A 12,725-nucleotide genomic window follows, 5' to 3' on the forward strand; every position below is an offset into this window, starting at 1 on the left:
GCTGCGTGCCGCCGCTGCCTCCGCCGCCGAGGAGATGTTCGCCGCCGCGGCCGCGGACGGCGTGTCGATGACCGTGCTCAGCGGCTTCCGCTCCTACGACACCCAGGTCTCGACCTACCAGCACTGGGTCAACGTCAACGGCCAGGCCGGCGCGGACCGCGTGTCGGCCCGGCCAGGCTACTCCGAACACCAGACCGGCCTGGCGCTGGACATCGGCGACGCCTCCGGCTCCTGCAACCTCGCCGAATGCTTCGCCGACACCCCGGCCGGCAGCTGGGCTGCGGAGAACGCGCACCGCTTCGGCTTCATCATCCGCTACCAGCCCGGCCAGGAAGCCGTGACCGGCTACTCCCCCGAGCCCTGGCACCTGCGCTTCATCGGGACCAAGGACGCCGCGGACATGGCCGGCAGCGGGGTCAAGGCGCTGGAGACCTTCTACGGGCTGCCCGCCGCCCCGGACTACCGCTGAGCTGTCCGCCGGAAAGCCTGTTCACAAAAAATCCCGTGCTGTTCCCGAAAAATTTGCCGCGCCTCTGGGCAGGCGCTGAATTGGGCCGGTACATTGGCGCCATGCTCAAGGGATTCAAAGAATTCATTATGAAAGGCAACGTTATTGACCTTGCCGTCGCTGTGATCATCGGCACCGCTTTCAGCGCCGTGGTCAACTCACTCGTGGGAGACGTGCTGATGCCGCTGATCTCGATGATTGTCGGAGAGCCCAACTTCGACAACTTCCTGGTCTTCGGCACCGTCCGCTTCGGCGCGTTCCTGACCGTGGTCGTCAACTTCCTGCTGGTGGCCGCGGCCGTGTACTTCTTCGTCGTCGTACCCATGAACCACCTGATCGAGCGCCGCAACCGCCGGCTGGGCATCACGGAGGAAGAGGAGGCAGTGGATCCGCACATCGCGCTGCTGACCGAAATCCGCGACTCGCTGCGCGCCCGCCAGTAACCACCCGTCCCGCTCAATGCGAGGCCTTCCCGTCGCCGATGGGAAGGCCTCCTGCTTTGGCCCGGTCAGTCCTCTTCCTCCTCGATGGGCATGCCGGCCTTGCCTACGCGGGCGGGCGTGCCGACTTCCTCCGGCGCCGTGTAGGCATGGTCCTCGTTCATGGTGGACTCGTCGAACGGGTCCTGCCCGGAGAGCACGCGCTCGGCCTGCACCTTGTCGAGCTCGTTGGTCCACTGGCCCACCAGCACCGTCGCCACGGCGTTGCCGGTGAAGTTGGTCAGCGCACGTGCCTCGGACATGAACCGGTCGATCCCGACAATCAGTCCGACGCCCTCAACGAGGTCCGGCCGGTGCGACTGCAGGCCGGCGGCCAGCGTGGCCAGCCCGGCGCCGCTGACCCCGGCCGCGCCCTTGGACGCAATGATCATGAACACCAGCAGCGAGATCTGCTCGCCGATCGCCAGCGGCGTACCCAGCGCCTCCGCCACGAACAGCGCCGCCATCGTCAGGTAGATCGCCGTTCCGTCCAGGTTGAAGGAGTAGCCCGTCGGGACGGTAATGCCCACCACCGAGCGGTCCACGCCGAAGTGGTCCATCTTGGCGATCAGCTCGGCAGCGCTGCCTCGGAGGACGACGTCGAGACAATCAGCAGGTACTCACGCGCCAGGTAGCGCATCAGCCGGAAGATGTTGATACCCGTGACCAGTTTCAGCAGCGTTCCGAGGATCAGCACGATGAAGAGGATGCAGGTGATGTAGAACGCGATCATGAGGGTGGCGAGGCTGATGATCGCGTCCATGCCGGTCTCGCCGACGACGGCGGCAATCGCACCGAACGCGCCGATCGGGGCGAGCCACATGATCATGATCAGGATCTTGAAGACCAGCGCCTGGATGTAGCCGATGCCGCGCAGGATCGGCACGCCCGCCGGGCCCATCTTCTGCAGCGCGAACCCGACGAGCAGCGCGATGAACAGTGTCTGCAGGATGTTGCCCTCGGTCAGCGAGGAAAGCATCGTCGTCGGAATAATGCCCAGGAGGAAGTCGAACGTCCCGGCCTCGCCCTCGCCCTCAGGCGGCTCGAAGGCCTCGCTGGCCGTGATGTTCAGTCCTTCGCCCGGTTGGATGATGTTGCCGACCACCAGGCCGATCGCCAGCGCGAACGTCGACATCAGCAGGAAGTACCCGAGGGCCAGGCCGCCGACCTTGCCCACCGTCGCCGCCTTGGCGATGGAGCCGACGCCGAGCACGATGGTGCAGAAGATGATCGGCGCGATCATCATCTTGATCAGCGCGATGAACCCCGTGCCGAGCGGTTTCAGCGCGATCGCCACTTCCGGCGCCACGAAGCCCAGGATCGCGCCCAGGACCACGGCGACAATGACGGCGATATAGAGGAAGTGGGTGCGGTCCTTCTTCTTGGCGGTCCCGGCGGCCGGTGCTGGTTGCTGCGGGGGAAGCTGGTGCGCGGACATGGCGGACTCCTTCGTCCGAGGTGGTTCTGCCTGCTCCTTTAATGTCCCACCGGCCGCCCGCCGGCACCATAGGAACCGGCCAATTCTGTGCGCCCCGTCCCTCTCCGCCACTGCGCACCGCGCGTAAAATGGGCCGCAGCACCAGGGGCCCGCCTCGGTGACTCCTGGTCCTTTCCGGACGGAGACTCCCGTGAAACCCCAACCAGCCCACCGCTCGACCCCGCGCCCGCACACCGGCAGGACCGCCGCCGGATTGCTGGGCGCCGCCGCGCTCCTCGCCTCCGCCGGTTCTGTGCCGGCGTTTTCCCATAACGACGACGACCGCGACCGCTCCGAAACCATCGAACTCCCCGACGCCACCTCGGCCGAGGGCATCACCGCCGAACGCGACGGCACGTTCTACGCCGGCGACCTGTTCGCGGGCGACATCTACATCGGCGACCTCGACGACGGCACCGCCGAGAAGTTCATCGACGTGCCCGAGGGCCGGATGGCGGTCGGCATGTCCATCAGCGAACGCCGCGACATCCTCGCCGTCGCCGGCGGTTCTTCCGGCGATGCCTACTTCTACGACACCGACGAGGCCGAACCGCTGGAGGTCGTGGCCCTGAACGACGACGCAACCACCCTCATCAACGACGTCACCTTCACCCGGCGCGGCGCCTGGTTCACCAACTCGGTCAAGGGCGAACTGTACTTCGTCCCCGTCGACCGCGACGGCGACATCGGCGATGTCCGCACCCTCGACTTGAGTGGCCCGGCCGGCGAAATCACCGGGGACTTCAACCTCAACGGCATCGACGCCACCCGCAGCGGCAGGACCCTGGTCGTCGCCCACAGCGCCAACAAGGCCGTCTACACCGTGGACCCGGACGACGGCGACAGCGAAGTCATCGAGGACGTGAACGTTCCTAATGTGGACGGCATAGTGCTCGACGGCCGGAATCTGTGGGCCGTCCAGAACTTCGACAACAAGATCACCCGCTGGCGCCTCGACTCAGACCTCGAAAGCGGCGAACTGAAGGACACCATCACCGATAAAGCCTTCCAAATACCGACGACGGCGGCCCGCGTCGGCGACCAACTGCTCGCCGTCAACGCCAAGTTCGACACCGGCCTCCCGCCCACAGCCGACACCTACGAAGTAGTCGTCGTCGACGCCTTCGGCCACGACGACTAGCAGCGTTATTCGGCGGCGGCCGGCTCTGCTGTCTGCGCCGGTTCCAGCGCGAGGTTCTGTTTGACGGCCTCGGCGAGCCGGTCGGCGACCGACTTGGCGGTTTCCATGTCGGCTGCTTCGACCATCACGCGGACCACGGGCTCGGTGCCGGAGGGGCGCAGCAGCACCCGGCCGGTCTCGCCGAGTTCCTTCGTGGCCTCATCGACCGCGAGCTGTAGGTCGACGTTGGTCTTCACCGCGGCCTTGTCGACGCCCTTGACGTTGATCAGTACCTGCGGCAGTCGCGTCATCTTGGTCGACAGCACGGACAGCGGCTGGCCGGTCCGCGCGACCTCCGCGGCCAGCTGCAGGCCGGTCAGCACGCCGTCGCCGGTGGTGGCGTAATCGGAGAAGATCACATGGCCGGACTGTTCTCCGCCGAGCGAGTAGCCGTTGGCGCGCATGCTCTCGAGCACGTAGCGATCCCCCACCGCGGTTTCTTCGATCCGGATCCCGGCCTCGCGCAGGGCCAGCTTCATGCCCAGGTTGCTCATCACGGTGGCCACCAGGACGTTGTCCTTCAGCCGCCCGGCGTCCTTCAGCGCCAGCGCCAGGATAGTCATGATCTGGTCGCCGTCGACCACATTGCCCTGTTCGTCCACGGCCAGGCAGCGGTCCGCGTCGCCATCGTGGGCGATGCCCAGGTTCGCCCCGTGCTGGAGCACTGCCTGCTGCAGCTGTTCCAGATGCGTGGAGCCCACGCCGTCGTTAATGTTCAGCCCGTCCGGCTCCGCTCCGATCACCACGACCTCGGCGCCCGCGTCCGCGAAGACCTGCGGGGAGCAGCCGCTGGCCGCACCATGAGCGCAGTCCAGCACGACCTTCAGCCCGTCCAGCCGAGCCGGCAGGGTCTGCAGCAGATGCACGATGTAGCGGTCCTCGGCATCGGAGAAGCGCTGGATCCGGCCGACCTCGGCGCCGGTCGGGCGGCGCCGCACGGCCTTCATCTCGGCCTCGATGGCGTCCTCGACCTCGTCGGGGAGCTTGTGCCCGCCGCGGGCGAAGAACTTGATCCCGTTGTCCGGTGCCGGGTTGTGGGACGCGGAGATCATCACGCCGAAGTCGGCTCGCAGGTCCGCGACCAGGTAAGCCGCTGCCGGCGTCGGCAGCACCCCGGCGTCGAACACGTCCACGCCGGCGCTGGCCAGGCCGGCGGAGACAGCCGCGCTGATGAACTCGCCGCTGGCCCGCGGATCGCGGGCCACCACGGCTACCGGCCGCTTACCGTCCTGGACCTGCTCATGGCCCAGCACCACAGCAGCGGCCTGGGATACCTCCATGGCCAACTCGGCAGTGATCAGGCCGTTGGCCAAACCGCGGACACCATCGGTTCCAAATAATCTAGACATCGCAAGCCATTTTACGGGAGCAACAACCCCAAGCCGGACAGCGCCGACGTCGTACGCGCGTTTGCACGCTCCAATCCGCGAGATCAGGCGCGCGTGCTTTCCTACACACAAGCCGCACGATCACCCGCAAAAGGCCTATCACCGTCGTCGTTCTCCGCCTTAAAGCGGAACACCCCGCCCGGTGGAAACCACCTGGCGGGGTGCCGCTGCAGTCCGGGACAAGCCCGGTGAAGCAGGTTTAGCGCTTCGAGTACTGCGGAGCCTTGCGGGCCTTCTTAAGACCAGCCTTCTTACGCTCGATGATGCGGGCGTCGCGGGTCAGGAAGCCGGCCTTCTTCAGGGTCGGACGGTTGTTTTCCCGGTCGATCTCGTTCAGCGCGCGGGCGATGCCCAGGCGCAGTGCACCGGCCTGGCCGGAGGGGCCGCCACCCTGGATGCGGGCGATGACGTCGTAGGCGCCTTCCAGTTCCAGGATCTTGAACGGATCGTTCACTTCCTGCTGGTGCAGCTTGTTCGGGAAGTAGTTGGCCAGTTCGCGGCCGTTGATGGTCCAGTTGCCCGAACCCGGGACAACGCGCACGCGCGCAACGGCTTCCTTACGGCGGCCAACAGCGGAGCCGGCCACGGTCAGTGCCGGGCGCTCCTTGGCAACGGTCTCGGTAGCAGGAGCGCTCTCCGAGGTGTAGCTGGTGAGGTTCTCACCATTGTTCAGCTCTTCAGTGTTCTGAGCCACGGTTCTCCTTGAATGAATTCTTTAGCTTGGTGGCCAGGACTACTGGGAGACCTGGGTGATCTCGAAGGTCTTCGGCTGCTGGGCAGCGTGCGGGTGCTCAGGACCCGCATAGACCTTCAGCTTGGTCAGCTGCTGGGCAGCCAGGGAGTTCTTCGGCAGCATGCCCTTGATGGCCTTCTCAACTGCGCGAACCGGGTTCTTCTCCAGCAGTTCGGCGTAGCTGACGGAGGACAGGCCACCCGGGTAACCGGAGTGGCGGTAGGCACGCTTCTGTTCGAGCTTGGCGCCAGTCAGGGCGACCTTCTCAGCGTTGATGATGATGACGAAATCGCCCATGTCCATGTGAGGAGCAAAGGTCGGCTTGTGCTTTCCGCGCAGCAGTGTTGCGGTCTGGCTGGCAAGACGACCCAGGACAACGTCGGTGGCGTCAATGACATGCCACTGGCGGTTGATATCGCCGGGCTTCGGAGTGTACGTACGCACGGTTTTTGCCTTCGGTTGGTTGTTCTCAAGTAGCGGCGCGCCCATGGCGGGCACGCACGCAAGTTCATCTATGCGCTACCGGAACTTCAGGTGAGGACTGAAATGTAACCAGTGGTCCAGAGAGTCTCGGCCATCTTCGCGGATCAGGTAGCCCTGCAACTGGGCAGTCACGCCAAGATGGACGCGTCGAGGTAGGACACGCACAACGACTACCAAGAATAGCCTGTCACCAGCGGCGCGGTCAAAAGGATTGACGGCAACTTCGCGTTGATTACTCTGCCTTCGAAGCGGGCCGCCGGAACCTAAGCCTTATCCTCGCTTGCTGCTGCAGAGGATTCCGTATCTTCCACCGGCCGGCCGCTGAGCAGCGTCTTCAACATTTGAACGGCTTCCGGCCCGGCGGCAGTTGCGGACAAGTTGGCTTCGCTGACAGCGTCGAGAATCTCGCCTCGTTGTATTTTCAGGCCACGCGGAGCGTCGATGCCGATCTTGACGCTGTCTCCGCGAGCTTCGAGGATGGTGATGACGATGTCCTCACCAATATGTATTCTCTGATCGAACTTCCGTGTCAGCACCAGCACCCTACTAGCCTAGCGGCTGTTGGACCGGTTGGCCGTCCTCCCACCATCTCACTGGCAGGCCCAGCGCATTAATCGTCTCCGGCGTGCTGGTGTCGCCCCGGGAAAACCCGGCAACGGCAAAGAACGGCAGGACGGCTTCAAGCGCTTCCACCCAGCTCACGGTGTCTTCGTGCTTGCGGGTGGCATCTACGGCCGCCCAGATCTGGTCGGCGCCCAGGGCGCGCAGTCCATGGGACAGCGCGAAGGCCTCCCCAGGCCGCCCCACGCCGAAGGCGACCACAACCGGGACGGAAGCTTCGACTCCCTTCGCTCGAGCCGCCATCGCATCCTGGCGGTTGGCGATGTGCCGTCCCACCACCGGCGGCAGGGCGCCGCCGGTGTGAAAAAACTCCACATCCAGTGCCTTGGCCATGGCCGCCGCGGGGACCAGCGCGTCGTCACGGGGGCCGACGACGGCAATGAAGTCGCCTGGGCCCGACAGGACGTGGACCGGGTCCGCGGCTGGTGCCGGCGCCCGCGGCACGGGTTCTGCCACCGACTCCAGGCCCCGGATGAGCTCGTCGAACCTTTTCGATGATGTGGAGACGGAAGGCAGTTCCACACCATGGAGCTCGGCTTCGGCCGAATCCGCCTCGGCCAGAAGCGCCGAGAGGCCCCTCAGCTGCGGAGCCACCAGTGGCAGCGGGTCGGTGGTGGGTGCGGACCTGTCCGGAACCTCGACGAGGATCTCGTAATGGTGCTTGGCCAGGAATCCCGCGAGCCCGCCCACCGTGACCTCTTCGGCCCGGACTATCCTGACATCCGGCCCGTATTCTGCCTTGGCCTTCTCCTTCAGGGCTTCCAAGGACGGGCCGCTAAGCTGAAACCTGTTCGGCCCCACGGACCACTCCTATAGTTTCGATGGCCACATTGGCAGCCTGGGCTTCTTGGTAGGACAGTACAGGAAGCCCGTTAGTGCGCGCCGAGACCAGGCGTCGGACCGCGGGCCGGATCAGCGGTGCGCACACAAGGACCACATTGCGTCCTTCATTCTGCGCGGCAGCCGTGCTTTGCTGCAGGGAGCCGAGGACGGCCTCGATGCGATTCGCGTCCATGAGGATCTGGCTGCCGTTCTCCGACGGACGCAGGCCTTCCAGCATCGTCTGCTCGAGCCCGGCTCGATCATGATGACGTTCAACCGGCTGCCGTCGACATGGCGGATAGCGGGAACAGGTCCCAGCGCGCGCCGCGCCGCCTCAATCAGTCCTTCCGGATCCGTGGAAACCTTGGCGCGCAAAGTCAGCGCCTCGTAGATGCGTGCCAGGTCGTTGATCGGCACCTCCTCCTCGAGCAGCCCCTGCAGGACACGCTGGACCTCGGCCAACGAAAGCAGGTTGGGGATCAGTTCGTCGACGGCGGACGGGCTGTCCTCCTTGACGCTTTCGGTCAGCACACGGACATCCTCCCGGGACAGCAGACGTGCGGCGTTCGCTGTGACGATGGAGGACAGATGCGTCACGACCACGGAAACCCGGTCGATCACCGTCGCACCTGTCATCTGCGCGCTGTGGGCCATGGCCGCCGGGACCCACTTGCCTGCCAGCCCGAATACGGGTTCCATGGTTGCCGTCCCCGGCAAAGCGTCCAATGCATCGCCCAAGGCCAGGACGTTGCCGGCCGGCGCTTCTCCCCTGCCGGCTTCGACGCCGGCGATCCGGATGACATAAGTGTGCGGCGGCAGCTCGACACTGTCGCGTGCGTTGACGGGCGGAATGACGAAGCCCAGGTCCATTCCCACCTTCCGGCGCAGGCCCCGCACGCGGGCCAGCAAGTCGTCGGACGCGCCGGTCACGAGATCCACGAGGTCGGGAGAAAGCAGGATCTCGATCGGCTGGACGCGGATCTTCGAAATGAGGTCTTCGGGCGTTTCGGCGGCTGCTTCGACAGGACGTTCAGCATCGGCCTCTGCGGCCTTCGCTGCAGCCGTCTGGGAAGCTTTGATCCGCTGGGAGACGAAGATCAGCCCTGCGCCGATCAACAGGAACGGGATCTTGGGCATCCCTGGAATCAGGGCCAGCGCGATCGCCGCCACTCCCGCGATCATCAGCGCGTTGCGGGACTGCGCGAGCTGGTTGGACGCCGTCGAGCCCATGTCCGCCTCCGCGTTGGAGCGCGTGACGATCATGCCCGTGGCGACAGCCATGAGCAGAGCCGGGATCTGCGTGACCAGGCCGTCGCCGATGGTCAGGATGGCGTAGGTGCTCAGGGCTTCCATAATCGGCATGCCATGCATCGCCATGCCGATCACCACGCCGCCGACCAGGTTGATGACCAGGATGACGATGCCCGCGATCGCATCGCCCTTGACGAACTTCGACGCGCCGTCCATGGCCCCGTAGAAGTCGGCTTCAGCCGACACTTCGGCGCGCCGGGCCTTGGCCTGCTCATCGGTGATCAAGCCCGCGTTGAGGTCGGCGTCGATAGCCATCTGTTTGCCCGGCATCGCATCCAAGGTGAAGCGGGCACCGACTTCGGCTACGCGCTCTGCGCCCTTGGTCACGACGATGAACTGGATGACCACCAGGATGAGGAACACGACGGAACCAATGACGATGTTGCCACCCACGGTCACTTGTCCAAAGGCCTCGATGATCTGTCCGGCATGGGCCTCGCCCAGGATGAGCCGCGTGGAGGCAACGTTGAGGCCAAGCCGGAACAGCGTGGCAACCAGCAGCATCGAAGGGAAGACCGAGAAGTCGAGCGGCTTCTTGACGAACATGGACGTCAAGAGGATGACCAGCGCCAGCAGGATGTTCGCGGCGATGAGGAAATCCAGGAAGCCGACCGGGACGGGCACGATCAGCAGCATGATGATGCCGACCACTCCCATCGGAACGGCCAGTTTGGAGATCTTGAGGTTCACTTCGGTTTCCTTCAGTAAGGGTGGAGACGGTTCGTCAGGAGGCGGAGGCGGCGTAGCTGCTGCCGGCTGGCTGTTGCAGGAAGGATCCGCTGGCCGAGGCTGCTGTGTGCATGCCCGCGGCGGATCCGCGTTTCTTGAGTTTCATCACGAACGCGAGGACACCGGCGACTGCGGCGTAGAAGTCCGCGGGGATTTCCTGCCCGACGTCGCAGGCACTGTGCAGGGCCCTCGTGAGCGGGATGTCGCGCACCATGGGCACCGCGTCCTCCTCCGCCTTCTCGCGGATCTTGGCCGCGATGACACCGGCTCCCTTCGCGACGACCCGCGGTGCGGATTTGCCCGGCTCGTATTTCAGCGCGACGGCGAAATGCGTCGGGTTCACCAGGACGACGTCGGCATCCCCGACGGCGGCGATCATGCGGTTCCTGCTCATCGCCATCTGCCGCGCGCGCCGCTGCGACTTAATGAGAGGGTCGCCGTCGGTATTCTTGTGCTCGTCCTTGACCTCTTTCTTCGTCATGCGGGTCTTCTTGCGGTTGCGCTTCATCACGACGAAGACGTCGGCGACCGCCAGGACGACGCCGGCCGCAATCGCGAACTGCAGCAGCGAGGCCGTGCCGCCGCCGGCGGCCGTGAGCAATGCCTGGACGGACATACCGCCCGCGCTCATCAGGACCGGTACCAGCCCCTGGACCACCAGATAAAGCACTCCTCCGACGACGGCCGTCTTCAACAGCGCTTTTACCCCGTTCCACAGTGCCTGCGTGCCAAAGGTGTTCTGCACGCCCTTGACCAGGTTGAACTGCTCGAACTTGGCTTTGAACTTCTTGAACCTGATGCCGCCCTGCATGGCCGCGCCAGCCATTACGGCGGCGAGGACCGCGAGCAGCATCGGCATGAGGGTGGCTCCGATTGACGCCAATCCATCGGCCAGCGCCTGCACGGCGAGTTCCGGGTCGGGATCAGCGACGCTGGCGCGTACCGTGAAGAGCTGGTCCGTCGCGGCGTTCGCCCCGGCTGCAATCGTGGAAGGCAGCATCACGGCGGCGGCACCCACGCCCAGCCACGCTGTCATATCCGAGGACTTGGAGAGCTGGCCCTTCTCACGGACTTCCTTCATCCGCTTGTCTGTAGCCTGCTCGGTCCGTTCCTGGGAGCTGTCGTCGGCCACTTACATCACCTCCATCATGGTGCTGAGCGCCTCCTGCGTGAGGGACGAGATGATGCGCGGCAGTGCCAGGAAAACCACCGATCCGAGCGTGAGGGTCAGCAGAATCTTCAGCGGGAAACCCAGCGCGAAGGCATTCAGGGCGGGGGCTACGCGGTTGAGCAGCCCCAGGCCTACATCGGCCAGGAACAGCACGACCAGCAGCGGCCCGGCGATCTGGACAGCGGAAAGGAACATCCCGGTGACTGCTTGCACCGCGGCCGCAGCCGGTTCTGCCATAGCGAGTCCGCCCCCCAACGGGATCGAATCGAAACTGCGGGTCAGCCCGGTCAGGATCAGCTGGTAGGCGTCGGAGGAGAACATCAGAGCCAGGGCGGACATCTGGAACAAGCGCGTGAATTGCGCACCGTTGACCATGGACTGCGGATCGAAGGCCTGGGCCATCTGGAAACCGGAAAACAGATCGATCAGACTGCCGGCGGACTGGACTGCGGCAAACACAACGAAGACCAGGAACCCCAGAACCACTCCGACGACAACTTCAAGAACCAGCGCGCCGAAGAACCCGCCGGTGTCCATGGGCCGGTAGCCGGCAGTGACGGCCGGGGACACGGCTACCGCCAGGCCCAGGGCCAGCATGGCCTTGATCCGTGCCGGAAACGCGTTGTAGGAAAACGGAGGCGCAATGACAATGAAAGCCACCATCCGCACGCCGGCCAGCATGACCGGTTCCAGCCACGCCAGGTCCAAGGACAGATCCATGGTCAGCCGCCGCCCAGCAGGGACGGAATCTTTTCGAACAACGCATGGGTGAAGGAGACCATCTCCTGGATCATCCAGTGCCCGGAAATCAGCAGCACGATGCACACCGCGGCTGCCTTGGGCACGAAGGACAAGGTGACTTCCTGGATCTGCGTGATCGACTGCAGCAGGGAGATGCCGAAGCCCACGGCCAAGGCGGTGATCAGTACGGGGGCCGCAAGCTTGGCGGAAACCCACAGTGCCTGGAGTCCGATATCCAGGACGGCATTGGTATCCATGGGTCAGGCCCCCGAATAGCTTCCGATGAGGGCCGTGATGATCAGGCCCCAGCCGTCCACCAGGATGAACAGCAGGATTTTGAACGGCAGCGAAATCATGACGGGCGGCAGCATCATCATGCCCATGGACATCAGCGCAGCGGACACCACCAGGTCGATGACCAGGAAGGGAATGAAGATCACGAAGCCGATGATGAAGGCCGCACGCAGCTCCGAAATCATGAAGGCCGGGATCAGGGTTGTCAGCGGCACGTCCGCGGGAGTAGCGGGGTTGTCCAGGCCGGCGGCCCGGGTCATGAGGGCAATGTCCTCTTCGCGGGTGAACTGGAGCATCCACTGCTGGATGGGGCCGGCCGCCGTTTCGTAGGCCTGCTGGAACGTCAGGGCACCGTCCATGTAGGGCTGCACCGCCTCGGCGTTGATCTGGCCCAATACCGGACCCATGATGAAGAACGACAGGAACAGCGACAGGCCGGCCAGGACCTGGTTCGGCGGAATGGACGGCAGTGACAGCGCGTTCCGGGTCATCGCGAGGACGACGAAGATCTTCGTGAACGAGCTCATCATCAGCAGCAGCGACGGGGCTACCGTGAGCAGCGTGATTCCCAGCAGGGTCACCACGGAGGACGACGGGGAACCGTTGGGTCCGTTGATCTCGACGCTCAGCGCCCCATCGCCCTGGTTCGGCGCGGTGGGGGCAGCGGGATCAACCGGATCGACGGGAGGCAACGGAGCGGCGTGGCCGGTCCCGGCCCCGGTGAGCATCAGCGCGGCCGCGGCCACCAGCACCAGCGAAGCCAGGGCCAGGTGGCGTGCCGCCCCGGC

The 12,725-nt window shown here is 65.1% G+C and carries 12 protein-coding genes and 2 pseudogenes; 3 read left to right on the top strand and 11 right to left on the bottom strand.

Annotated features, from left to right (window positions below; translation table 11 throughout):
* Both D477_RS12760 and mscL read left to right on the top strand, forming a co-directional pair.
* Positions 1-469: M15 family metallopeptidase (locus D477_RS12760; protein ID WP_043846896.1), on the top strand; the 469-nt coding region annotated here is incomplete at its 5' end.
* Positions 470-570: 101 nt separating this feature from the next.
* Positions 571-951, top strand: coding sequence for a large conductance mechanosensitive channel protein MscL (gene mscL / locus D477_RS12765; protein ID WP_043846905.1), 381 nt, complete (start codon positions 571-573; stop codon positions 949-951).
* 65 nt (positions 952-1,016) lie between these two features.
* Here the strand turns inward: mscL and D477_RS12770 are convergent.
* Positions 1,017-2,425 (bottom strand): annotated as a pseudogene (locus D477_RS12770) (cation:dicarboxylate symporter family transporter).
* Positions 2,426-2,615: 190 nt separating this feature from the next.
* Between D477_RS12770 and D477_RS12775 the strand changes: the two are divergent.
* On the top strand, positions 2,616-3,605 hold the full coding sequence (locus D477_RS12775) for an SMP-30/gluconolactonase/LRE family protein (RefSeq protein WP_150110113.1): 990 nt from the start codon (positions 2,616-2,618) through the stop codon (positions 3,603-3,605).
* A 5-nt stretch (positions 3,606-3,610) separates the two neighbouring features.
* Here D477_RS12775 and glmM read toward each other — a convergent pair whose 3' ends face one another.
* The 10 genes and pseudogenes from glmM to fliP form a co-directional block, all read right to left on the bottom strand.
* A complete protein-coding gene (gene glmM, locus D477_RS12780; protein ID WP_043846898.1) occupies positions 3,611-4,993 on the bottom strand; it encodes a phosphoglucosamine mutase in 1,383 nt (460 codons plus the stop codon).
* Between the two features lie 238 nt (positions 4,994-5,231).
* A complete protein-coding gene (rpsI, locus tag D477_RS12785) occupies positions 5,232-5,726 on the bottom strand; it encodes a 30S ribosomal protein S9 (RefSeq protein WP_005269818.1) in 495 nt (164 codons plus the stop codon).
* 39 nt (positions 5,727-5,765) lie between these two features.
* Positions 5,766-6,209, bottom strand: a complete 444-nt coding sequence (rplM, locus tag D477_RS12790) for a 50S ribosomal protein L13 (RefSeq protein ID WP_005269828.1) — start codon at positions 6,207-6,209, stop codon at positions 5,766-5,768.
* A 302-nt stretch (positions 6,210-6,511) separates the two neighbouring features.
* Positions 6,512-6,790 (bottom strand): carbon storage regulator, encoded by a 279-nt coding sequence (locus D477_RS12795; RefSeq protein WP_005269830.1) that lies wholly within the window; start codon positions 6,788-6,790, stop codon positions 6,512-6,514.
* Positions 6,791-6,794: 4 nt separating this feature from the next.
* A complete protein-coding gene (locus D477_RS12800) occupies positions 6,795-7,634 on the bottom strand; it encodes a hypothetical protein (protein WP_043846900.1) in 840 nt (279 codons plus the stop codon).
* A 10-nt stretch (positions 7,635-7,644) separates the two neighbouring features.
* Positions 7,645-9,659: pseudogene (locus tag D477_RS12805) on the bottom strand (flagellar biosynthesis protein FlhA).
* Between the two features lie 67 nt (positions 9,660-9,726).
* Positions 9,727-10,863 carry an EscU/YscU/HrcU family type III secretion system export apparatus switch protein gene (locus D477_RS12810; protein WP_005269839.1) on the bottom strand — a complete coding sequence of 379 codons (1,137 nt, stop codon included), beginning with the start codon at positions 10,861-10,863 and terminating at the stop codon, positions 9,727-9,729.
* Complete coding sequence (locus D477_RS12815; RefSeq protein ID WP_043846902.1) at positions 10,864-11,622, bottom strand: flagellar biosynthetic protein FliR; 759 nt, start codon at positions 11,620-11,622, stop codon at positions 10,864-10,866.
* A gap of 2 nt (positions 11,623-11,624) precedes the next feature.
* Entirely contained in the window at positions 11,625-11,900 is a 276-nt protein-coding gene (gene fliQ, locus D477_RS12820) for a flagellar biosynthesis protein FliQ (protein ID WP_005269841.1), read from the bottom strand.
* Positions 11,901-11,903: 3 nt separating this feature from the next.
* On the bottom strand, positions 11,904-12,725 hold an 822-nt coding region (gene fliP / locus D477_RS12825), incomplete at its 5' end, for a flagellar type III secretion system pore protein FliP (RefSeq protein WP_005269842.1).

Source organism: Arthrobacter crystallopoietes BAB-32, from assembly GCF_000328305.2.
Classification (GTDB): domain Bacteria; phylum Actinomycetota; class Actinomycetes; order Actinomycetales; family Micrococcaceae; genus Crystallibacter; species Crystallibacter crystallopoietes_A.

Excerpts from the sequence above, each read along its gene's own strand:
- mscL (WP_043846905.1), top strand. The coding sequence starts at position 571 with ATGCTCAAGGGATTCAAAGAATTCATTATGAAAGGCAACGTTATTGAC.
- glmM (WP_043846898.1), bottom strand. The coding sequence starts at position 4,993 with ATGTCTAGATTATTTGGAACCGATGGTGTCCGCGGTTTGGCCAACGGC.
- D477_RS12815 (WP_043846902.1), bottom strand. The coding sequence starts at position 11,622 with ATGGATCTGTCCTTGGACCTGGCGTGGCTGGAACCGGTCATGCTGGCC.
- fliQ (WP_005269841.1), bottom strand. The coding sequence starts at position 11,900 with ATGGATACCAATGCCGTCCTGGATATCGGACTCCAGGCACTGTGGGTT.